The following is a 23,237-nucleotide window of genomic DNA, read 5'->3' as shown; positions in this document are numbered from 1 at the left end:
TGACGTAAATACTGTTACGTCAGCGGCTTTTTTATGCCTTATATTTCAAAAACTGTACTGCTGTACTGGTCATTTCCCACCCGTAACACTCACTTTGACTCACCTTCGGGCCAATTTCGCACCACTTAGGTGCGGACAGGTACAGTTGAGTCTATTTGTGCCCGTACAGCGTGCATAAACAGTTAACTGGCCCATCGCAATACAGCCGAACTGTATCTAGAGACCCTGGACAAAGAGGAGGATCATTGGCATCAGTTAAACCACTAGCCAATGCCGCCACAAGCGGAAGGATGTCACCATGGAACGTACACTCAGTTCCGAACTGTTCAGCGAAAGCAGCACTGTAAACTCCCAGGCTTCCATGCCTTTGCGCGTACTTGCCAACCTGATGTTGTGGCAGCGCCGCATCTCCAGCCGCCATCAACTGGCTCGCCTGGACTCGCGTCTTCTGGCTGATGCCGGGATTAGCGAAGCACAGCGTTACGAAGAGCTGAGCAAGCCGTTCTGGCGCTGATTAGCGCTCGCTGGCCCTGACCACCGGTCCACCGCCAGCAACCTGAATTGAAAAAACAAAGCCCGTCGCGGATTACCGCTGACGGGTTTTGTCGTTTTAGGGCCGAGTTTTGCCCACTTGCAAAGTGACAAGTACAGTTTTAAATTAATTGAAATACCACAGGTACAGTTTGCCTGATACCTGATTCAGAGCACCCTGATACGCGCTTCGGACAAAACAACCTTTGCCTGAAGCAACCCTGAGCCTACTATTCGGCCCATAACCGTCTATTTTCATTAGTTCATGTTCAGGAGTATTACCATGCCCACTCTTCGCCTACTTAGTGCCGCAGTTCTGCTGGCTGTTGCTGCAAGCGCCAACGCCACGAGCTTCATCGCCACCACCGATGGCATCGTGGGTACGCTCAAAGCCACCACCGACCTGACATCGGATGCTACCGGCTCGTTTCGTGACAACAAGATCGTGCGCGCAGCCCGTGACGACGCTGCCAGCTTTGTGGCCAGCGAAGGCGCCATCCGTGGCGTGAAACTGGAAAGCGCCTTCGATGCCATCCGCCAGCAAGCACCACAGCTGCAGGCCACCGATGCACAGCTGGCCCAGGCGATCCTGACGATCTGATCGGGGTCAGCACTCTGTGAGAGCGGGCTGGCTCACGATTCAGGCGCCCTGATTTCTCAGGTAAACCGCGCCGATACAATCGCGAGCAAGCCCGCTCCCACATATACCGTGCAGGCATGAAAAAAATTTCAACAACGCCCCCACGCTGGCCCTGCCCCGGCCATTACGCTAGCCTTGGCGCTCATTCAAACAGCCTCGAGACCCATGCGTTTTTCCTTATTAGCTCTGCTTGCACTCTGCTGGACTCAATCAGCCAACGCCTTCGACCTGACCACGCAAAATGTGGTGCTCAGTGGTTATGTCACCAGTAAAGTGACGTCCGCGCCTTTTGATCACAAACTGATACGTGCCGCCCAGGATGATGCCGCCGTCTTTATTGCCAGTGATGGCCAGACGCGAGGCGCACAGCTGGAGTCTGCCCTGCGTTATCTGCGCCAGAACCAGCCAAAATTGAGTGCCAGCGACCTTGAACTGGCACAGACAATTCTCGTCCAATAAATACCCGCTTTTTCTGGAGAAAATTCATGCGTAGCCCTTTGATTGTCGCCACTCTTGGCCTTTTGCTGCTTGCCGATGTGGCACAGGCACAGACCGTCGTGCAGACCAGTAACATCATCGTGCGTGCTTTTGGCCGCACCATCGATTTTACGTCCGATACAACTACCTCCATCCGTGACTCTAAAGTAGTGCGCGAAGCCCACGACGACGCCGCCACTTTCGTTGCCAGCCAAGGCGATATTCGCGGCGTACAACTGGAAGCGGCCTTCAGCACCTTGCGCGACCGCGTGCCTGAAGCCCGTAACGCCAGCGATCAAGACCTCGCCGAAGCCATACTCGCACTGTGAGGCCGTTAACGCGCTGGTTCGCCGCCTGTGGCCTGCTGCTGATTGCCAGCAGCGCCCAGGCCGCGCTGCATCTGCAACTCAAGACCGAGGGCCTGAGCCCGGCCGAGCAACAGGCCAGCCAAGCCCTGCTTGATGAAGCCATGCAGAGACTGCCACCGCGTTTTATCGAACAACTGGACCGGCAAGTCCTGGTGGGGTGGACCGATGACATGCCCGCCAACGCTTACGGCCAGGCTTCGCTGACCTCCGAGCTGGACCTTAATCGCAAGCTGCTGGCCGGGCTGACCGATGGTTCCGCTGCCCGCCTGCAGACCAACCGCCCCCACGGCACTGTGCGCCGGGAGATGCTCGCCACCGTCTTGCACGAACTGACACACCTATATGACCGTGCCCGCCTCTGGCCCGCGGACGAGCGCACGCTGATACGCCGCTGCACCCGCCAAAACAGCAACACGGGGCTGATTGGCCTGCCCGACCAATGCCGCGGGCAAGCCGGACGCCGCTTCACCCTCAGCGATGACCCGCGTCTGCTTGATCTGGCCGGCTGGCAGCAATACGTGGGGCGCCGGGGCGAGCGCGAGCAAGACAATCATCAGGTGGTGCGCAGCCCGGACCTGTACGAAGTCAGCAGCCCCAAGGAATTTGTCGCAGTCAACATGGAGTATTTCCTCCTCGACCCGGCTTACGCCTGCCGCCGCCCGGCACTGTATCGCTACTACCAGCAGCATTTCGGCTGGGCGCCTGCCGCCAGAGACGAATGCCCGAAGGGTTTTGCCTTCCTCAATGCCGGCAACGATTTCGCCAAACAGCCACTGGGTACCGTCGATCCCGAGCGGGTCTACGCCGTCGACTACCTGCTGGCTGAGGCCAATCAGGAATGGGCCAGCCGCTGGGGCCATAGCATGTTGCGCCTGGTGATCTGTGCCCCGGGCCGCCCACGCGGGCCGGACTGCCGACTCGACCTGCAAGAACACTTAGTGTTGTCCTACCGGGCATTCGTCAATGACGTACAGCTCTCAAGCTGGGACGGCCTGACAGGCGCTTACCCATCGCGCCTTTTCGTATTGCCGCTGGCCCAGGTAATTGACGAATACACTAAAACCGAACTGCGCAGCCTGGCTTCCGTGCCGCTCAAACTGAGCCGCCCTGAAATCGAAGAAGTGGTTGAACACGCCGCCGAGATGCACTGGAGCTATGACGGCGACTACTACTTCATCTCCAATAACTGTGCGGTTGAAACCCTCAAACTGCTGCGCAGCGGTAGCGACAATGCCCGGCTCAAAGGCCTGGACAGCATTGTGCCCAATGGTTTGCTCGAAGTGCTCAAGGCTCGCGGTCTGGCCGATACCAGCGTGCTGGAGGATCCCAAAGAGGCGTTGCGCCTGGGTTATCGCTTTGACTCCTACCGTGATCGCTACCAGGCGATGTTTGATGTTCTCAAAACCCGCTTGCCGATCAAGCAAACCACAGTCGAAGACTGGCTGGCCCTTGATGCAGCAGAACGCCGCCCATGGCTTGAGCAAGCCGATCTGCGCGCCAGTGCGGCATTGTTGCTGCTGGAACAAGCCAGCTTTCGTCGGCAACTGCTGTTGGCACAGGATGAGGTCAAGCAAAAGTACCTGGGCGCACGCCAGCTCAAGGATGGCGGTATGGACAAAGCCAACAAGACCCTGCAGGAAATTCTTGCCAGCAGCGGTTTTCTCAGCCGCCCGGCAGAATTGCTCGGCAGCGACGGCTACGGCTTGCCGCAAACCAGGGAGTGGGAAAAGCTCGAATCAGAAAGCAGTCAGCGCCAGCAGCAGCTACTGCGTCTGACCACTGATCTGGACAAGGAGGTGCGCAGCCTGCTGGAACCTGCCCGTGCAGCCGAAATTGCAGCCACCGAAGCCAACGTCAAACTGATCGGCGAACATCTACGGACAATCCACAAGGCATCCGGCGGTTTGCAGCTGCCCTGACCGAACTAAAGTTCGGTTGACAAGCCCTATCATTCTGCCACTATTCCGCGATGGAAAGTGGCACCGCGCCATTATTCGGCACTGATCAATGCCGTTGGCCACACCATCGTTTGAGTCACACCCTCTCATTTGTGAAGTGCTTGCCATAACCCCGGCAGGGACTGGCATGCACCGTTTACAGGTATCGGCAGGATTATATGGAGATAGCCAGAAACGACCGCACCTCTGTCTGGACGCTAGGCGACCAGGAGTGGCTGCAAGCAGATGACGGTACATTCTCTCTGCACCAGGTCGCTGGTACCAAGCCCCCGGCCGAGCTGGTTGATCTGGATTATCTGGTCGGGGCAACACCCGCGCCTGATACCTCTCCCGGCAACTACCTGCCTGCTGCGTTCGCGTTTTGCCCCAGCACAGGCAAAGAACTGCCGAAGGTCGCCTACCAGACAACTACCCGCTGGCTACCGCCTTATGGCGATGGCAGTGGCTCTCGCGTGATCAATGAGCGCTGCAAACTGTCCTCGTCCGAGGAGATCAGCTCGCGCTTGTACAGCCAGTTGCTCGATACCCGCCAGGGTGACCTGAACAGTCGCAAGCTGATTATTGAGTTGCCTCGCAAGAACGGCCTCAACTTCCTCGCCGCCAACCTCGGCGGGCATCGCGAAGCCCTGTACGCACTAAGCCGCGAAGGCAGCTTGTTCCTGTGGCAAAGAGGCTCGGGCAAGTGGCTTGAGTTACTGCCAAAGAGCGAACCCATCGGTCGCTCTCGCCTGGAAAGCTGGGCCTGGTCAGTCGCCCTTCACGTGGACGAAAACCAGCAGCACCTGTTGCTCTCCAGCGATAGCGGAGCGACGTTAGTCAGTGTCGACCCACTCACACTGCGTTACCAAACCTTGCGCGACGACGGCAGCCCGCTGGCCGGCCCTGGCACACTGGAAGGCCAGTCTTATTTGCCTCAGCTCAAGAGCGGCCACGTTTGCATCGTCAACCCTGCCAGCCTCTACGGGTGGGACCGTTGCCTGGTTGAAGGCGCTGACCATGAGCGCATGACCCGGCTCTCGGCGCCGATTCTCGACGCAGCCTCCCGCCGCCTGTTGTGGATCGGTGAACACGGCTACCTCAGCCTGACCCAAGGCAGCGAACTCAAGGCCCAATGGCATCCGTGGCCCAACAACGCCACCGCCCATCCCGAGCAAGGGCCACCGTTTCTGGACGGCAGGGGCCTGTGGCAGCTGATCTTCGATGCCGACGGTCAGCATTACCTGCAACTGGATCCGGGTGCTACCGACCTGCCGATGCCCATCAAGGGGTATCGCCTGAGCACCGGGCATTTGAGCTTTAAATACAACATCCGGCTTGAGTTGCCCTGGGGCGAACACGACGAGAATATCGAGCCCACCACCCGTGAAGTGGTGCAGCCCTTCATCGAATTCGCCACGCAAAAGCGACTTCTCTCAATGCGGGCCCAGCAGTCCAGTACGCTGGAAACCTTTTTCGAAAGCCGCCAGCCAATGGACGTTGATTATTGCTTCGAGCAGATTGGTGATCAGCGCTTTTCGATCAGTGCCCGCGCCAGCGAACCCTGGAATGCCCAGTGGTTCTTTTTTGATAACGCAATGTGGCTGTATATCGACTCATGCGGAGCGCTTTACCGATGGAATGCTTGACCTTCTGGCTGCGCCGCTGCCTGTTGCTCTCCCTCGTACTTGCCAGCAGCGTGGCCAGCGCAGAGCCTCTGCGCCAGGTATTCCTGGTACAAAATTCAGGTTGGATGGAGCCGTTCTACAGCGACCCGTCATCGCCGTTCAAGTCGATGGTCACCCAACTGGTGGGCACTGCTGCCGGCAGCGCAGAAGTCGTCATTGGCGGGTTCAACCAGGCTGACAGTCAGCACCCTTCGCCCGAGTGGATCTATCGCGGCCCGGCCAACCACGCTGCACTGCCCAACTACGTCAATGGCTTGAAGCTGGAGCGCAAAGCCAGCGGTGCCTATGCCGACACGGACTTCAAAGAGGCTTTGCTGGCCTCAATCACCACCGGGCTGGAAGGTCGCGAGGGTATTGTCTGGATCATCACCAACAATAAAAACAGCCCGAACAACAGCAGCGAAACCCAGGCCAAAAACCGCGAATTCTACGACCTGTTGCATAGCGAAGCAGCTATCACCCGGATTGCCGCCTTCCCGCAGAAAATGCCGGTCAAAGGCCCCAACTACGAAGCCAACGGGTTGATGATCTACGCTCTGGCCTATGGTCAAAAAGCCGGTGTCGCACTGGAGCAGGTGCTCAATCAGCCTGCCCTCGCCAGCTTGCTTAAAGATGACCGGGTACGGCTAAAGCCGTTGACCCAGGCTGCCGTGCGCTTTATTCCTACCGGTGTTGAAGACACTCGGGATGTGAGTGCCGAACTGGCCCCCGACCAGCAAACGGTCATCCTCAATATCAACGTCGACAGCTCGCCGAAAACGGCAGTGCTGCTGGGCAAATTCGAAAACCAGTTCAATCCTTACCAGATTCATGACGCGAAAATAGGCATGACCCTGGACATGCCGGGCGAAGCCCTGAACTCGAATATATCGCTGGACCGCCTGACAGACCTCGAGCCCGGCGCCCGCTCCGACGAGCTGAAGATCAGCCTGCAACTGCCGCCCCTGCCATCGCAATGGTCCAGCGATGTGATCTTTTCCAGCGGTTACCAACGCGCCGGCAGCATCAGCATCAACCTCAGCGAGCAACAACTGCGTATCTCCCAGGGGTTCATTGCGCGCATGAATGAACTGTTCCCCGGTGACGCCCTGCCTGACGTATTTATCCCCTCCGGTGAAGCCACTACTTCCGAGACCCGTCTGCCGGTTGTGCTGAAAATCAGCTACCCGCTCGGTCCGGTACTCATGCTGCTGGGGCTGTTTGTTCTGCTCTTGATTGGCGCCCTGCTGGCTGCCTTGCTGATTGCAGGCAAAAAGACCCTGACCGTGATCGTCGAAGGTGTGCCCCAGTCTTATCCGCTCAAGCCCTTCAGCAGTGCCGGCGTATACGATTCAAACCAGAACAGGGTCGCGACCCTCAAGCGCGGCCTGTTTGGTGCCCGCCTGGAAAATATCCAGCCCGATACCGCCGTACGACTCAAGTAACCCCACACGCATAGCAAGGAAGTTTTATACATGGCACAGACCAGCACATTGCCAGCACCTATCGAAAGCGAAAGCCCTGCACCTGCGCCGTCGCCCACGACCACGACCACCACTCTGGCCGCGCCGCAACCGCTGGGTCTTGACCTCGGGGCGAAGAAAGTCGACAGCCGCGATGCCCTGATTGGCGTCGCCGTGCTGGTGGTACTGGCCATCCTGTTTTTCGTGATCAAAAACGCCTATGCCAACTGGCGCGTACGTGAGCGTGTCGCACCGAGCCGGGCAAACGCCTCGGGCTGGTTCCTGTTTCTGGGCCTGTTGATGATCGCCATCATGGCCGTGCTCGCCGTACTCAACTCGGGGCAGTTCCTTGCGCCGCTCTACATCGCACCGTTGGGTGGCGTAGCTGCCATCTCGCTGGTGGCATGGCTGATGACGTTTTCGGCCAAACGCTAAACCCTAACGCCGGGGGGAACAACCCGCCCCTGGCCCGCTTTACCTGATTTGTGGATCAACACGCCGAGATCATCGGTTAGCCCCAAGGGCTCATGGAGTTTTAGATGGACAAGAGTGCACAACCTTCCGGCCCGGCAACCCCTCCGGTCAGTGAAAAGATTCACCCCACCTTGTTTATCGCCCTGGGCGGCACCGGCATGAAGGTCAACATCCGCCTGCGCCGGCGCATCCTCAATGCCATTTGGGGAGGAAACAATCAGGTACAGCACATTTCGGATTTTCCGCTGGTGCAGTTCATCAACTTCGACCTCGACTCCGGCGAAGTGACCCAGGATGGCAAATCGGTCAAAACTGACGTACTTGCCGAGCAGGTGGCCTTCACCTCCGAAGAAAAAGTCATTGAACCTCTGCACCTGAGCAAGTACACCCACTCCATTGATGAGCTCAATCGTCACCGTGAGGTGGCCGAGTGGTTCCCGTTGACACCGGACAAGATCAAATCCCTGGGGATTGACCCTTCCAAAGGGGCCGGACAGATTCGCGCGTTGTCCCGCCTGTATTTTTTCGACAAATACCCCACCATTCGCGACAAATTGCGCGACAAGGTCGGGCGCTTGCTCAACAACATCGGCACTCAGGCTGACAAGCTGAAAAAACTCGGCCTGGAAATTGACCCCGGCAAAATCCGCATCGTCATCACCGGCTCTGCAGCGGGCGGCACAGGTTCAGGGTCATTTCTGGACATGGGCTACCTGGCCAAGGCAATCCTTAAAGAAAACAATATCTCCGGCAAGGTCGACCTGTTTTTTGTTTTGCCAGGCGGCTTCAATGCCTTCAATACCGAGCGGGTACAGGCAAACGGCTACGCCGCCTTGATGGAACTGGAAACCTGCATGCGCGGCAACCCGTTGCTCAAGCACTGGGACGCCACCGACAACCTGTTTATCGAATCACGTCCCTACGATGATGTGTTCATCCTCGACAACGGCAATGTCGCGCAAGCCAGAACCGAAAACCAGGAAGACATCTACGAGATGGTCTCCGATGTGTTGTTCACCGACTTCACCTCGCAAGACTTCGCGAACAAAAAGCGCTCGGTGGCCGTCAACCAGAACCAGTTCAAGATCCGTAGCTTTGACGTCAGCCTGCCGCAAGATTACGGCAGCGACACCAAGCTGCGCTTCCCGCGCGCTTACTCCTCCGTAGGGCAGGCGGTGCTCGACACCCAGATCGATGCCCGCCAGAACGTACGCCTTAACCAGCAAGTGCAACACATGCTCAAGGCATTCTTTGGTGTGGCCAACGCGGAAGTCACGGGCAATCGCCCGACCGATAAAGAGCGCGACGAGTTCCTCAAGGAACAGCTGACAATCACTGCGCGCACGTTCACAGATCTACCCGAGTTTCTGTCTCGCGTAGAGCTGACCCAGGCTACGGGTGAGTTCACTCACTACCAGATTGCCGATGACCTGCTGCAGGTCGAGGGTGACAACAGCGTCATTGCCCAGATCGAACAAAAGGTCGAGGTCTTGTTCGAGCGCCTGCAGAACGGCGGCGCCGATAAGGATCAATGGCTGACACTGGTACGCGAAATTCAGCAGCAACTGGAACGTGATACCAAAGGCAGTTCCATCGACAGCGCCGAGCGCAACCATGAGGTGCGCATCAAGGAAAACCGGCTCAAGCGTTTCGCTCAATGGACACGTGAAGACAGCTTGCCCGAGCAGCTGTTCCGTCGTCTCGACGACGACGAGCGCGGTGGGCTGGATTACACCCTGGCGCTGGTCGAAATGATCAAGGACCGTCTTGAAAACGATAACGGCATCATTCCCGCACTGGAAAAAAACGCCGGGCGTTTCAAGGAACTGTCTGAAAAGCTCGAGTCGTCAGAGCTTGCCCGGGAATTCGAGCGTCTGAAAGAAACCACGGGCAAAGGCCTGCTGGCCCGCCTGAGCGGTAAAGAAAAACAAGCCGACACCGTGATCAGCCAAGTCAAAGACACACTGCGCGACAGCCTGCTGTTCTATGTGCGCTCGGTCGCTGCCCGCGAGGCTGCACAATTGCTGCGCGACATTTCCGAATGGTTGGGGCGCAAGGAATCGGTCGACAACAACGGCCGCCCACTCTGGAGTGGCTTTGTCGGCCGCCTGCAGGATGGCCGCAACGCAGTCGATAACTTGCTCAAAGGTATCGATGCCAATATCGCCAAAATCAAGGCGAGCATCCACACCCAACACGCCACGCTGATCCCGCTGCAACTGGTGAAAAACGACGACGAACAACCCGTCGACAGCCAGCAAGTACGTGAGTGGGCCAAGGATGCATTCAAGGACTTCGGCGGCTCGAAAACCTTGTTTGGCAAACTGCAGACTCAAGAAGGCCAGGAAGAGTTGCTGCTCAAGCTACGCAACAAGGCCGTACAGCAGTTGCCGAAGAATCTGCCGGGCGTCGACCCGTTGATGACGGCCCTGGCTGCGCTGACCCCGGATGAACAGCGCGAGAAATTCCGCCTGCTGCTGCAGCGGGCCATGCCCTGGGTGCCACTGAACCTCAATGGCGACTTTGATATTCACAAAGACCTTTACACCTGTCTGATTGGCGTACAAAACGCCAGTGAGTTCAGCCGCACTTATGGCGCCCAACTGGCCCAGTGTCTGCCGCAAGGCACGGGGATGACCGCCGGGCAAATTCAGTTTGTGGAGTCCGGTATGCCCGGCAAACTGATTTGCTACACCGAATTAAGCGGTTTCCCGATCCCGGCGTTGACCCAGCTGTCGACTTACCTGGCCAGCTATCGCAAAGAAAGTGCAATCATCCCGTTGCATGTGCACAAACGCATCAGCCAGTTCGTGCAGCCCATCCAGTTCAACCAGGAGCAATACCGCCAGTTTGCCGAAGACTTCAAACTCTTTCTGCACGCTATTGCACTGGGCATCCTGGAGCGTCTGAACAATGGCTTGTACGAGTTCCTCATCGCCAAGGACAACTTCACCATTGGTGATGAGTTCTCCATTCGTCAAAGCGGCTTCCACAGTATTCATCGCACCGACATTACTGCGCAGGTCAAGGAGAAGTCCTTGCGCCTGGATAACGCTCAAGTGGCGGCGCTGGTAGAAGTGTTCGAAGATTTAAGTACCAGCGCCTACAAAGCGCAGAAACGCACGAACGAGAAAGGTGTATCCAGCAATTTTGAAGCATTTCCGTTCAAGATCGCCGAGTTGTTGAAGAACGAATATCTGGCTCGACTGAACCGTCAGGCTCCAGCTGACGCGAAAAAGCTGCGTACGCTTGCCGAGCAATACAAAGGGCAATGGGGCCGTCATATCGAAGGCTCCCTGGCTGATGTGTACAAAGAAGAAGTGGATGCCCTCCACAGCGAAAAACTCACCGTGGTTAAAGAGTTCTTTAACGAAGGCTGGCTGGAAAATCTGTTCAACCAGGCCAGTGCAGCCCCGCCAGCAGGTATGGCTCCACCACCGCCAGCAGCAGGTAACGGCGCACCACCACCGTTCGCCGCACCACAGCACAGCTACCACCTGAGTGTCAGCGGGACCAATTACGGCCCTTACAACACCCAGCAACTGCAGCAATATGTGCAGTCCGGGCAAATCACCCGCGACAGCCTGCTGTGGCGTGAAGGCATGCCTGCCTGGCAGACGGCCGGGCAAATCATGGAGCTTGCGCACCTGTTTGCGCCAGCCGTGGGCGGCCCTCCTCTGACAGCCCCGGCTCCACCGCCAGCACCTTGAGCGCACACGAGAAGACCATGTCCGCATCGTCAGCCAAAGCCTCTGCATTCCCGACCTCATGCGCCAACAGCGCCTGCGGTCAGGGGCTCTGCGGCCCAGTTAAATACTGCCCGTTCTGCGGCGCCCCGCTTCAGCAGGCGCCCGCAGCGGTTACCCCGGTACCGGCAGCTGAACCCAAGGCTCGGCCAGCCACCCCTGCACCCAAAGCAACCGTCACACCTGCCAGTGCTCCACCACCCCGGGACATACCTGCTGCAGCGCCAACACCTGTACCAGGTCCGGCGTCTCCCCCACCTGCGCCGCCTGCCGCAACACCAGCGCCCACCAACAGAAAACCGGCCCTGATAATGGCAGTTGTAACTCTGGCAGTGGTGGTGGGCGGCTACGTTGCAATCAAGATGATGGCCGGGCAAAGCCAGCAAAAGCTCGATGGCTTTTTGCAAACCGGTCAGAGCTGTTTTGACACCAGGGACTTTGCTTGCGCGCTGGACAATGCCGGGCTCGCCTTGCAACAGGACAGCAATGACCCTCGCGCCTTGAGTCTGCTGCAGCGTGCGCAGGCCGCGCAGGCCGCCCAGGTGCGCCAGCAACAATTGCAGGATGCGGCGCAAAAACAGCAGTTGCTCAAAGCCCAGTCTGCCGAGGCGGCGCGACAAGCCGATGCCTTGCGCGAACAGCAAGCTCTTGAGCGCCAGCGCCAGGAAGCGGCCGATCGCCAGGTGCGTGACCAACAGCAGCAACAGGCTGCCAAAGCTGTTAATGCCTCCCTGCAACAAGCGCAAAACGCGCTCAATGCCGGGGAGTACCAGTCTGCAATTGCCGTGGCCAGGGTCGTGCTGGGTATGGACCCAAACAATAGTCGGGCGCGCAACATCATCCGCCAGGCTGAACAACAACTCAAAGAAGCACTGAATCGAACCCGGATCGAATAATCAGGGTGTATGAGTTTTCCCCTCTCTTACTTGGAAGTTACTGATGAAATTGCCCTCCAACTCTTTGGATAAACGCTTGCTGGCCTTGGGCCTGGCTTCGCTACTGGGTCTGCAAGGCTGCGCCAATATCGACTCTGCCAGCATCAACCCGACCAACTGGAGTGGCAGCGACTGGATGAAGTGCGGGCTGGCAATTGCAGCAGGTGCGGCAGCGGGTGCTGCTGTGAGCGGTGCCAACGATAAAGGCGCAGGCGTATTGATTGGCGGGGTTGCCGGCATGGCCGCCTGTTTCGCGATCAATGCCAAGTCGGTACAGACCAAAACCGCTCAAGAAGTTGAACAACAATATAAAACCTCGGGCAAGAAACAACCGGCACAGCCAGAACTGGTTAGCTACGACACCAGTATCCAGCCCGGTATGACCATCAAACGGGGTCAACCGATTACCGTGGTTTCCAATATTGTTGCGATCAACGGCGCGACCCAGCCGATCAGCGAAATCAAGGAAGAGATCCGCCTGTTTGCGCCCAACGAGGCCAAGCCGTTGAAAGAAGGCAGCAAGATCGCGAACACCAAAGGCGGCAGTGGCGGTTACGAGAACACCTTCACCATCACCCTCGATGAGCGTGCGCCGCAGGGTATCTACCGGATCGAAACATCGGTGGCCGTCAACGGCAAGCCGGCCAACACCCGAATCAACAATGTGCAGCTGGTGATGATTGATCGCGAGACCTATCAGCTGGCATTTCTGGATCGATAGCTGGCGGGTTGCATCGCCCTGTAGCCGCTGCTGAAGAAACCAGGCAGCGGCTACACAGGCTCCTGTCATCACGCACCCGGCACAAAATGCTTCTGCGCCGTGCCGTGGGCGATCAGCCGCGAGAGATAGTTCATTTTGTCGGCGTCCTGATCGACAAAGCGAAAGGTCAGTTGCAACCACGCACTGTCCGGTTTTGGCTCGAATGCCACGATGGCATGCAGATAACCGTTCAAACGCGCCACCTCGGCGTTCTCGCCCTGCTCAAGGTCGAGTACGGCACTGTCCAGTACCTGAGGCAGCACTTCGCCACGACGCACCACCAGCAGCGCCTCCTTGAGGCTCAACGCCTTGATCACGCAGGTTTGGGTACCGCTGGGCAAACGCAGTTGCCCCTGACCACGGCTGGTCAGCGCCGGTGCCGCGACAGGTGCCGGCCGTGGTGCCGGGGCAACCGGGGCAGATGTCACCGACGTCGGGGTCACGACCTGCGCCTTGCCACCGGTCAATGCATTCAGCGAGTCATTGCCAAAGGCCGAATTAACCCGCGTCGGGGTGCTGGCCATCACGGCGCTCAGCAATCCCGCCTTGGTGAACGCCTTCTTCACCTTCGACAGTAGCTGCTCATTGGTGAAGGGTTTGCTGACGAAATCCGAAACTCCGGCCTGAATGGCCTGGATCACGTTCTCTTTGTCACCACGGCTGGTGACCATGATAAAGGGCAGCGTTTTCAGACGGTCTTGCTCGCGGCACCAGGTCAACAGCTCAAGGCCGGACATCTCCGGCATTTCCCAGTCGCACAGCACCAGATCGAAGGCTTCACGGGACAGCAAGGCCTGGGCTTTGCGGCCGTTGACCGCGTCTTCGATCCTGATGCCCGGGAAGTAGTTACGCAGGCAATTTTTAACCAGATCACGAATAAACGACGCGTCATCTACCACCAGCACACTAACCTTGCTCATCGACTGCTCCTTGGATATGAACGCCCGAAAACCAAAACGCCCGGCATTGAGCCGGGCGTTTTTTAGATCGGGCTGCCTTATTTATCGTCAGGCGACGACGCAACATTAGCGTTATCGGCACCCGTGCCCTGAACTTCTTCGCGCATGCGCTTGAGACCCATGTGCCGCACGTCTGTACCGCGTACCAGATAAATCACCAGCTCCGAGATATTGCGGGCGTGGTCGCCGATACGTTCCAGTGAGCGCAGCACCCAGATGATGCTCAACACACGCGTGATCGAACGCGGATCTTCCATCATGTAAGTGGCCAGCTCACGCAGCGCGGTCTTGTACTCACGGTCGATGATTTTGTCGTACTGCGCCACAGACAGGGCAAGATCGGCATCAAAGCGGGCAAACGCATCCAGTGCATCACGCACCATATTGCGCACCTGGTCACCGATATGGCGCACTTCAACGTATCCGCGCGGCGCCTCACCTTCTTCGCACAACTGAATGGCCCGACGGGCGATCTTGGTCGCTTCGTCACCAATGCGTTCCAGGTCGATCACCGACTTGGAAATGCTGATGATCAATCGCAAGTCAGACGCCGCAGGCTGACGACGGGCCAGAATGCGCAGGCACTCCTCGTCGATATTGCGCTCCATCTGGTTGATCTGTTCATCGATCTCACGCACCTGTTGCGCCAGGCCCGAGTCGGCCTCGATCAGTGCGGTCACCGCATCGTTGACCTGCTTCTCGACCAGGCCGCCCATCGCCAGCAGGTGGCTGCGCACGTCTTCGAGTTCCGCGTTGAACTGCGCGGAAATGTGATGGGTGAGGCCATCCTTTGAAATCATGGTTCTGCTCCGCAAAAGCTGTGAGCTGCACGCGGTTAGCGGCCAGCCGAATTATCGTGACATAGAACGGGCAATGCCGCTCAAACTAGCCATAGCGCCCGGTAATGTAGTCTTCGGTCTGCTTTTTGGCCGGGTTGGTGAACAGCGTGTCAGTGTCACCATATTCAACCATCTTGCCCATGTACATGAACGCCGTGTAATCCGAGACACGGGCTGCCTGTTGCATGTTGTGGGTTACGATCACGATGGTGAACTTGGACTTGAGCTCGTAGATCAGTTCTTCGACTTTCAACGTCGAGATCGGGTCGAGTGCCGAGCATGGCTCATCGAGCAGCAACACTTCGGGCTCTACCGCGATGGTACGGGCAATCACCAGACGCTGTTGCTGGCCACCGGACAAACCCAGTGCCGAGTCGTGCAGGCGGTCTTTGACTTCGTCCCACAACGCCGCGCCCTTGAGCGCCCATTCGACGGCTTCATCGAGCACACGCTTTTTATTGATGCCCTGGATGCGCAGGCCGTAAACCACGTTCTCGTAAATGGTTTTGGGGAACGGATTGGGCTTCTGGAATACCATGCCGACGCGGCGACGCAGTTCGGCTACATCCTCGCCCTTGCGGTAGATGTTGTTGCCGTACAGGTTGATCTCGCCTTCTACGCGGCAACCGTCCACCAGGTCGTTCATGCGATTGAAGGTACGCAGCAGCGTCGACTTGCCACATCCGGACGGACCGATAAACGCCGTGACCCGTTGTTTCGGGATATTCAGGCTGACGTCGTACAGGGCCTGTTTTTCACCGTAGTAAAGATTCAGGCCCGGGACTTCAATGGCGACTTCTTCGTTTGCCAGGTTCAAGCTTTGTTTGGTGCGACCCAAGGCGGACATGTTGATGCCGTGGGTTGAGGATTCATGCTGCATGGGTTGCTCCATACGCTAAAAATTCGTTTCGGTTTTTCAGTAACCGGGTTTCTTCTGGAGAGCGGGCTTGCTCGCGATTCAGGCACCTCGGTTTCACGCTGAAACCTTACCGATACCATCGCGGGCAAGCCCGCTCCCACAGGTCATGTGTCTATCAGCTATCCAGCGCCTTGTACTTCTCGCGCAGGTGGTTACGAATCCACACTGCGGACAGGTTCAGGGTCGCGATCACCAGCACCAGCAGCAGCGCCGTGGCGTATACCAGCGGTCGGGCGGCTTCGACGTTCGGGCTCTGGAAGCCGACGTCATAAATATGGAAGCCCAAGTGCATGATCTTCTGGTCAAGGTGCAGGTACGGGTAGTTGCCGTCCAGCGGCAGCGACGGCGCCAGTTTGACCACGCCCACCAGCATCAGCGGTGCCACTTCACCGGCGGCACGGGCCACGGCGAGGATCATGCCGGTCATCATGGCCGGGCTGGCCATCGGCAGCACGATTTTCCACAGGGTTTCCGATTTGGTTGCACCCAGCGCCAGCGAGCCTTCGCGCACTGTACGCGGAATCCGCGCCAGCCCTTCTTCGGTGGCCACGATCACTACCGGCACGGCCAGCAGCGCCAGGGTCAGCGAAGCCCACATCAGGCCAGGTGTACCAAAGGTCGGCGCAGGCAATGCTTCTGCGAAGAACAGGCGGTCAACCGAGCCGCCCAGCACGTACACAAAGAAGCCCAGGCCGAATACGCCGTAAACGATGGCCGGTACGCCTGCCAGGTTGTTCACCGCGATACGGATGATCCGGGTCAGGGTGTTTTGCTTGGCATATTCACGCAGGTAAACCGCCGCCAGTACGCCAAACGGCGTCACAATCACCGCCATGATCAGGGTCATCATTACCGTGCCGAAAATGGCCGGGAAGATCCCGCCCTCGGTGTTGGCTTCACGTGGATCCTGGCTCAGGAATTCCCAGATATTGCTGAAGTACATGGCCAGTTTCTGCCAGCTGTTCATCGCGTTCGGCTGGTACACCTTGACCACCTTGCCGATACCGATTTCCAGCTCTTTGCCGTTGGCATCCCGGGCCGTGAGGCTGTCGCGGTTGAACTGTGCATGCAACTCGCCCAAGCGGTCCTCGATGGCCTTGTAGCGTGCATTCAGCTCGGCGCGCTCGGTTTCCATGTCAGCCTGCGCCTGCGGTGTCAGCTTGCCTTCCAGCTCCAGCTTGCGACCGTGCAGGCGGATGCGCTCCAGACCGTAGTTGATCGCGCCGATATCTTTCTTCTCAAGCTGGCTCAGTTGCGCGGCCAGGTCATTGACACGCTTGACCCGCGCTTGCAGCTCCGGCCAGGCCGCGGCACCTTCTGCCACCACCTTGCCGTTTTCCTTGACGTTAACCAGGTAGCCGTAGAAGTTGCCCCACTCGCGACGCTCGATGGCCATCAACTCGGGCGGCGTGCTCTGGTTCGTCAACCACTCGCCGACCACCCAGGTAAAATCATTGCCGTTCAGGTCACGGTTGCCGACCTTGATCAGCTCCCGGGTCATGAACTCCGGGCCTTGTTCCGGCACCGGCAGGCCCGCACTTTTCAGGCGCTCGCGGGGCACTTCTTCCTTTTGCACCACTTCGCCGATCACCAGGTGATTGGCATCACCCGGCACGTTGTATTCAGCGTGGATCAGGTCGGCCGGCCAGAAGTGGCCCAGGCCACGAACGGCAATCACCGAGAGCAGGCCGATGGTCATGATGACGGCGATGGACACTGCGCCACCGCTGATCCAGACGCCTGGAGCGCCGCTCTTGAACCAGCCTTTGAGGGAGTTCTGTTTCACAGACTTCTACCTTCCTTAAAGCGACGAATATTTCTTGCGCAGACGCTGACGAATCAGTTCGGCAAGAGTGTTCATGATGAAGGTGAACAACAGCAGCACCAGCGCCGAGAGGAACAGCACGCGGTAATGGCTACCGCCCACTTCCGACTCCGGCATTTCCACCGCCACGTTCGCCGCCAGGGTACGCAGGCCTTCGAACAGGTTCATTTCCATGACCGGGGTGTTACCGGTGGCCATCAACACAATCATCGTCTCGCCGACCGCACGGCCCATACCGATCATCAGTGCCGAGAAGATCCCCGGGCTGGCCGTCAGGATGACCACGCGGGTCATGGTTTGCCACGGTGTGGCACCCAGCGCCAGCGAACCCAGGGTCAGACCGCGAGGCACACTGAACACGGCATCTTCAGCAATCGAGTAGATGTTGGGGATCACCGCGAAGCCCATTGCCAGACCCACAACCAGAGCATTGCGCTGGTCGTAAGTAATGCCCAGGTCGTGGGAGATCCACAGGCGCATATCGCCACCGAAGAACCAGGCTTCCATGAACGGGCTCATGTACAGCGACAGGCCGCATACAAACAGAATCACCGGGATCAGGATCAGGCTTTCCCAACCGTCAGGCACACGCAGGCGGATCGACTCGGGCAGGCGGCTCCAGGTGAAGCCCGCCACCAGAATGCCGATCGGCATCAGCACCAGCAGGCTGAAAATCCCCGGCAAGTGGCCTTCCACATACGGCGCCAGGAACAGACCGGCGAAGAAACCCAGAATCACCGTCGGCATCGCTTCCATCAGCTCGATCACCGGCTTGACCTTGCGGCGCAGGCTTGGTGCCATGAAGTAAGCGGTGTAGATGGCTGCGGCAACGGCCAGAGGTGCCGCCAGCAACATCGCGTAGAACGCTGCTTTCAAGGTACCGAAGGTCAATGGCGCCAGGCTCATTTTCGGTTCGAAGTCAGTGTTGGCGGCTGTCGATTGCCAGACGTATTTAGGCTCGTCGTAGTTCTCGTACCAGACCTTGCTCCACAGCGCGCTCCAGGACACTTCCGGGTGCGGGTTCTTCAGGGTCAGTGGCAGCAGCTTGCCGCCCTCTTCCACGATGATGCGGTTGGCACGCGGCGACAACGCCATGACGCCCGGACCTTCTGCCACTTTCTCGACCAGCAGGGTACGATGCGCGGTGCTGTGGAACACACCGATCTCGCCGGCCGCGTCCAGAGCCAGGAAGCCCTTGCGGCGTTGCTCGGCAGTGATTTCAACAATCGGCGACGTGCCCATCTGGAAGCTGCGGATATGTTTGAAACGCTGCTCGCCATCCGGGTCGCGAGCCATGAACCACTGGCTCAGGCCGCCCTTGGAATCACCAAAAATCAGCGAAATACCGCCCACCAGTTGTGTGCTGGCGGTGATCTCGGTGGTTGCGTCATCCACCAGCTTGTAGCGACCGTTGAGGCTTTTGTCGCGCAGGCTGAAGACATCGGCCTGGGCGCGATCATTGATCACATACAACCACTGCTGACGCGGGTCGATATACAGCGCTTTGACCTTCGCGGTCATCTGCGGCAGGTCGATACGGGTCTCGGTGTTGGTGACCTCGTCGGTCATCATGTTTTCTTCGCGGGCCAGTGACAGCACGTTCAGTTGCGCGCCCGAGGAACCGGCCAGCACCAGCGTTGAATCGTTGACGCTGAGGTTGACGTGATCCAGTGCACCACCCTGCGGGTCGAGGACGATTGGCGTTTCGCCATACGGGTATTCGATTGCCGGGGTGATGGTCTTCTTGCCATCCGGGTAGCTGACTTTATAGCTGTGCCGGAACACCAGCGCCTGACCGTTGGACAGGCCCAGCACCGCCACCGGATTACCCGGCTGGTCTTCACCCAGAGAAGTCACTTGAGTGCCGGCCGGCAACGGCAGGTTGACCCGCGAGAGCTCTTCGCCGTTCTTCGCATTGAAGAACAACACCATGCCCTTGTCGGACACCCGCATACCGACCTGATTCTGCTCTTCGATGGAGATCATCAGCGGCTTGCCGGCGTCCTGCATCCACACCGGCGTAATCGCCTGTTTGGCGTTCAGGTCGGCACCCTGGAACAGTGGATAAACCACATAGCCCAGGAAGAAGAAGATCAGAGTGATTGCGCCAAGCACGGCAAGACCGCCGATAAATACATACCAGCGGGTCAGGTGATCTTTAAACGCGCGGATACGGCGCTTGCGTTGCAGTTCAGGCGTATTGAAATCAATGCGCTTGGGAGCGGATGTCGTAGTCATTGGGGAATTGGCCAGATCATTCATGCGCACACCCTAGCGGTCCTGTATGACAGAAAGATGACAAAGCAGTGACGCAAAAAATCCGCCGCCCAACGGTGCTGGCAGCGGAATGGAAAATTTGGTGAAGCGGTTGCGAGGCAGACCTGCAGGAGCGGGCTCGCTCGCGATGGCGTCAACTCAATAGGTCTGATGTACCAAGTTGCCTGCATCGCGAGCAAGCCCGCTCCCACATGGCGTCTGCTTATGCGCCTTCTTTCAGGCCCAGGTCAGCCAATGCTTTGGCAGCGACTTTGGCTGGCAGAGGGATATAGCCATCCTTCACGACCACTTCCTGACCTTGCTTGGACAGGACCAGCTTGATGAACTCGGCTTCCAGCGGGTTCAGCGGCTTGTTCGGCGCCTTGTTCACGTACACGTAGAGGAAACGCGACAGCGGGTATTTGCCGTTCAGTGCGTTTTCTTCGGTGTCTTCGACAAACTCGGTGCTGCCTTTTTTAGCCAAAGGCACGGTCTTCACGCTGGCGGTTTTGTAACCGATGCCCGAGTAACCGACGCCGTTCAGCGAGCTGCTGATCGACTGCACAACCGAAGCCGAGCCCGGCTGTTCGTTCACGTTAGGCTTGTAGTCGCCTTTGCACAGGGCTTCTTCCTTGAAGTAGCCGTAAGTGCCGGATACCGAGTTACGACCGAACAGTTGAACCGGCTTGTTGGCCAGGTCGCCGGTCACACCCAGGTCGCCCCAGGTTTTAACGTCGGCTTTGGCGCCGCACAGGCGGGTCGAAGAGAAGATTGCATCAACCTGTTCCATGGTCAGGTGCTTGATCGGGTTGTCCTTGTGCACGAACACGGCCAGGGCATCCACTGCCACCGGGATGGCGGTAGGCTTGTAGCCGTACTTCTGCTCGAAGGCAGCCAGTTCGTTGTCTTTCATTTTGCGGCTCATCGGGCCCAGGTTAGCGGTGCCTTCAGTAATCGCAGGCGGCGCGGTCGAAGAACCGGCAGCTTGAATCTGGATGTTTACGTTCGGGTATTCTTTTTTGTACGCCTCAGCCCACAAGGTCATCAAGTTCGCCAGGGTGTCGGAACCAACGCTGGACAGGTTGCCCGACACACCAGTGGTCTTCACGTAGGGCTGAATAGCCGGGTCAACACCAGCGGCAACCGCATTGGCAGTTGCAACGCCTGCGGCGACAAAAGTCAGGGCCGCCATCACACGCTTCAGTTTCATGCCTTACTCCTAGCAAACGGGGTTAGATGAATCGGGGGCCAGTATCTGCAGGCCATGTGACTACTCTATGAACCGATTGTGACAATTAGATGAAAGGCCATCATTCGTTACAAATGATGGCCTTCGGGGAGAGGCTAGCGAAGTGTCATGGCCACTGAGCGATGTCTCAGCGGCCCTTTTTCCACAAATAAGCACCGACCACCAGGCCCATCGTGCAGATAATGGCCACGTAATACGCCGGCCCCATCGGGCTTTCCTTGAGCAACAGGGTCACGGCCATTGGGGTCAGACCGCCAAAGATGGCGTAGGCCAGGTTGTAGGAAAACGACAGGCCACTGAAACGCACCACTGGCGGAAAAGCTTTAACCATCACATAAGGGACGGCACCGATGGTGCCGACAAACAGACCGCTCAGGGAATACAGCGGGAACAGCCAGTCCGGATGCTGCAGCAGGCTGTGATAGAAGGTCCACGACGTGATCAGCAACCCGGCGCAACCCACCACAAACACCTTGCCCGCACCAAAGCGGTCAGCCAGGGCGCCCGAAGCGATGCAACCCAAACTCAAAAAGACGATCGCCAGGCTATTGGCTTGCAACGAGGTGGTCGCTGAAAAACCATAAATGGTTTGCAGCACCGTGGGCGTCATCAGAATGACCACGATGATCCCGGCAGACAGTAACCAGGTCAGCAGCATCGAGACCACAATCGCCCCGCGATGGTCGCGCAGCACGGTCTTGAGCGGGACTTCCGCAGCCAGCGCCTTGCGCAGCTGCAACTCGGCAAATACCGGTGTCTCGTGCAACCAGCGACGCAGGTACACCGAGAACAGGCCGAACACGCCGCCCATCAGGAATGGAATCCGCCAGGCAAAGTCAGACACTTCAGCCGGCGTATAGATCGTATTGATCGCCGTGGCCATCAGGGAACCCAGCAAGATGCCCGCGGTCAACCCGCAGGTCAGGGTGCCGCAGGCGTAGCCCACATGCCGTGGCGGCACATGCTCGGCCACGAACACCCAGGCCCCGGGCACTTCACCACCAATGGCCGCGCCCTGGATCACGCGCATCAGCAGCAACAGAATCGGTGCCCACATGCCAATCTGCGCATAGGTCGGCAGCAAGCCCATGATCAAAGTCGGTACAGCCATCATGAAGATGCTCAACGTGAACATCTTTTTGCGCCCCAGCAAATCACCAAAGTGCGCCATGACAATGCCGCCCAAAGGACGCGCCAGATAACCCGCAGCGAAAATACCGAAGGTTTGCATCAGACGTAGCCACTCGGGCATGTCCGCCGGAAAGAACAGTTTCCCGACCACGGTGGCAAAAAATACAAAAATAATGAAATCGTAAAACTCCAGCGCACCACCCAAGGCAGACAGCGACAAGGTTTTATAGTCATTACGGGTTAACGGCCGCGAAGGCGGTGCAGCACTGGAAGGCTCTGTGATCATGGGGTATTGCTTCTCTTATTAGGCACGGCAAAAAGCTGCAACTTCGCCGGCAGGGGCTGGGCAGGTTTTGAAAGATAACAAATTGTTTACAAAAGCACAGAGCTAGACGTGCAGCGCACCCAAAAAGCAGAATCAGGAGGTCGTCGGCCAGGCTGTCCCCCGATATACTCATGCTGTAAGAAACACTTGGTAACTTCTGAGGTTGCTGTGCGAAAACGTCCGCTGGCCACTTCAGCCGATTTCGCAGAGTTTCCCCTTGGTGCGGCTTATGAAGAACGTGACGAACGTAGTATGTTCGGGCTGAATCGTTTTTCTAAAGACGCTTTTTCACCCGCAGTACTTATGATGAATCACGGGTCAGAGGCCCTTAGGCATGCTAGAGCTCGAACAAGAAGATCCAATTCCGCAAGGCGATCTGGCCTTGCAAATCACCGCCCTGCCGCGCGAGACCAATGGTTTCGGCGATATTTTTGGCGGCTGGCTGGTCTCCCAAATGGACCTGGCCGGTACCGCAATGGCCAGCAAGGTTGCCGGTGGCCGTGTAGCCACTGTCGCTATTGATCGTATGGCATTTCTGGTACCCGTGGCCGTGGGCGCACAATTGTCGTTCTACACCCAGGCACTTGAGATCGGCCGCAGCTCGATCCAGATGATGGTTGAAGTGTGGAGTGACGACCCGTTGTCCAGCGAATGGCGTAAAGTGACCGAAGCGGTCTTTGTCTTTGTCGCCATCGATGGCAGCGGCCGCACCCGCTCCGTTCCGCCACGTCGTTAAACC

General features: G+C 58.0%; 19 protein-coding genes. 12 read left to right on the top strand and 7 right to left on the bottom strand.

Going from position 1 to position 23,237, the window contains the following annotated elements:
- Positions 1 to 298: 298 nt before the first annotated feature.
- The 11 genes from EQV96_RS16985 (at position 299) to EQV96_RS16930 (ending at position 12,956) form a co-directional block, all read left to right on the top strand.
- The gene (locus tag EQV96_RS16985) at positions 299 to 514 is read left to right on the top strand and encodes a DUF1127 domain-containing protein (protein WP_094999511.1); all 216 of its coding nucleotides are present in this window, start codon (positions 299 to 301) and stop codon (positions 512 to 514) included.
- Positions 515 to 814: 300 nt separating this feature from the next.
- Complete coding sequence (locus tag EQV96_RS16980) at positions 815 to 1,132, top strand: DUF2388 domain-containing protein (RefSeq protein WP_094999512.1); 318 nt, start codon at positions 815 to 817, stop codon at positions 1,130 to 1,132.
- Positions 1,133 to 1,336: 204 nt separating this feature from the next.
- On the top strand, positions 1,337 to 1,630 hold the full coding sequence (locus EQV96_RS16975) for a DUF2388 domain-containing protein (protein ID WP_094999513.1): 294 nt from the start codon (positions 1,337 to 1,339) through the stop codon (positions 1,628 to 1,630).
- Between the two features lie 26 nt (positions 1,631 to 1,656).
- Positions 1,657 to 1,977: a DUF2388 domain-containing protein gene (locus EQV96_RS16970; protein WP_019826982.1), complete on the top strand. Its 321-nt coding sequence runs from the start codon at positions 1,657 to 1,659 to the stop codon at positions 1,975 to 1,977.
- A complete protein-coding gene (locus EQV96_RS16965) occupies positions 1,974 to 3,935 on the top strand; it encodes a DUF4105 domain-containing protein (protein WP_095021415.1) in 1,962 nt (653 codons plus the stop codon). The genes EQV96_RS16970 and EQV96_RS16965 overlap by 4 nt, the downstream gene beginning before the upstream one ends.
- A gap of 197 nt (positions 3,936 to 4,132) precedes the next feature.
- Positions 4,133 to 5,599: a hypothetical protein gene (locus EQV96_RS16960; protein WP_240882202.1), complete on the top strand. Its 1,467-nt coding sequence runs from the start codon at positions 4,133 to 4,135 to the stop codon at positions 5,597 to 5,599.
- Complete coding sequence (locus EQV96_RS16955; protein WP_095021417.1) at positions 5,587 to 7,062, top strand: hypothetical protein; 1,476 nt, start codon at positions 5,587 to 5,589, stop codon at positions 7,060 to 7,062. Before EQV96_RS16960 ends, EQV96_RS16955 begins: the two co-directional genes overlap by 13 nt.
- Positions 7,063 to 7,092: 30 nt before the next feature.
- Positions 7,093 to 7,515: a hypothetical protein gene (locus EQV96_RS16950; protein WP_095017955.1), complete on the top strand. Its 423-nt coding sequence runs from the start codon at positions 7,093 to 7,095 to the stop codon at positions 7,513 to 7,515.
- Positions 7,516 to 7,619: 104 nt separating this feature from the next.
- Positions 7,620 to 11,264, top strand: coding sequence for a tubulin-like doman-containing protein (locus tag EQV96_RS16945; protein ID WP_153380789.1), 3,645 nt, complete (start codon positions 7,620 to 7,622; stop codon positions 11,262 to 11,264).
- Positions 11,265 to 11,611: 347 nt separating this feature from the next.
- Complete coding sequence (locus EQV96_RS16935; RefSeq protein ID WP_095023127.1) at positions 11,612 to 12,196, top strand: hypothetical protein; 585 nt, start codon at positions 11,612 to 11,614, stop codon at positions 12,194 to 12,196.
- A gap of 43 nt (positions 12,197 to 12,239) precedes the next feature.
- The gene (locus EQV96_RS16930; RefSeq protein ID WP_095017952.1) at positions 12,240 to 12,956 is read left to right on the top strand and encodes a hypothetical protein; all 717 of its coding nucleotides are present in this window, start codon (positions 12,240 to 12,242) and stop codon (positions 12,954 to 12,956) included.
- Positions 12,957 to 13,024: 68 nt separating this feature from the next.
- Here EQV96_RS16930 and EQV96_RS16925 read toward each other — a convergent pair whose 3' ends face one another.
- From EQV96_RS16925 to EQV96_RS16895, 7 genes are all read right to left on the bottom strand, one after another.
- Positions 13,025 to 13,915: a response regulator gene (locus EQV96_RS16925; RefSeq protein ID WP_094999521.1), complete on the bottom strand. Its 891-nt coding sequence runs from the start codon at positions 13,913 to 13,915 to the stop codon at positions 13,025 to 13,027.
- Between the two features lie 77 nt (positions 13,916 to 13,992).
- Positions 13,993 to 14,754, bottom strand: a complete 762-nt coding sequence (gene phoU / locus EQV96_RS16920; protein WP_094999522.1) for a phosphate signaling complex protein PhoU — start codon at positions 14,752 to 14,754, stop codon at positions 13,993 to 13,995.
- An 85-nt stretch (positions 14,755 to 14,839) separates the two neighbouring features.
- Positions 14,840 to 15,673, bottom strand: a complete 834-nt coding sequence (gene pstB / locus EQV96_RS16915; RefSeq protein ID WP_094999523.1) for a phosphate ABC transporter ATP-binding protein PstB — start codon at positions 15,671 to 15,673, stop codon at positions 14,840 to 14,842.
- 154 nt (positions 15,674 to 15,827) lie between these two features.
- Positions 15,828 to 17,498, bottom strand: coding sequence for a phosphate ABC transporter permease PstA (gene pstA, locus EQV96_RS16910; RefSeq protein WP_095017950.1), 1,671 nt, complete (start codon positions 17,496 to 17,498; stop codon positions 15,828 to 15,830).
- Between the two features lie 15 nt (positions 17,499 to 17,513).
- Positions 17,514 to 19,799 (bottom strand): ABC transporter permease subunit, encoded by a 2,286-nt coding sequence (locus tag EQV96_RS16905; protein WP_094999525.1) that lies wholly within the window; start codon positions 19,797 to 19,799, stop codon positions 17,514 to 17,516.
- A gap of 217 nt (positions 19,800 to 20,016) precedes the next feature.
- The gene (locus EQV96_RS16900) at positions 20,017 to 21,003 is read right to left on the bottom strand and encodes a phosphate ABC transporter substrate-binding protein PstS (RefSeq protein ID WP_094999526.1); all 987 of its coding nucleotides are present in this window, start codon (positions 21,001 to 21,003) and stop codon (positions 20,017 to 20,019) included.
- A gap of 166 nt (positions 21,004 to 21,169) precedes the next feature.
- Positions 21,170 to 22,459: an MFS transporter gene (locus EQV96_RS16895; protein WP_094999527.1), complete on the bottom strand. Its 1,290-nt coding sequence runs from the start codon at positions 22,457 to 22,459 to the stop codon at positions 21,170 to 21,172.
- 373 nt (positions 22,460 to 22,832) lie between these two features.
- Here EQV96_RS16895 and EQV96_RS16890 point away from each other — a divergent pair, with 373 nt between their 5' ends.
- Positions 22,833 to 23,234 (top strand): acyl-CoA thioesterase, encoded by a 402-nt coding sequence (locus EQV96_RS16890; protein WP_003438129.1) that lies wholly within the window; start codon positions 22,833 to 22,835, stop codon positions 23,232 to 23,234.
- The last annotated feature ends 3 nt before the right edge of the window (positions 23,235 to 23,237 follow it).

The organism is Pseudomonas sp. TMW22080 (assembly GCF_022496745.1).
Lineage (GTDB): Bacteria > Pseudomonadota > Gammaproteobacteria > Pseudomonadales > Pseudomonadaceae > Aquipseudomonas > Aquipseudomonas bubulae.
Note: the sequence above shows the minus strand (reverse complement) of the source record. Positions and strands in the feature narration are given on the sequence as shown.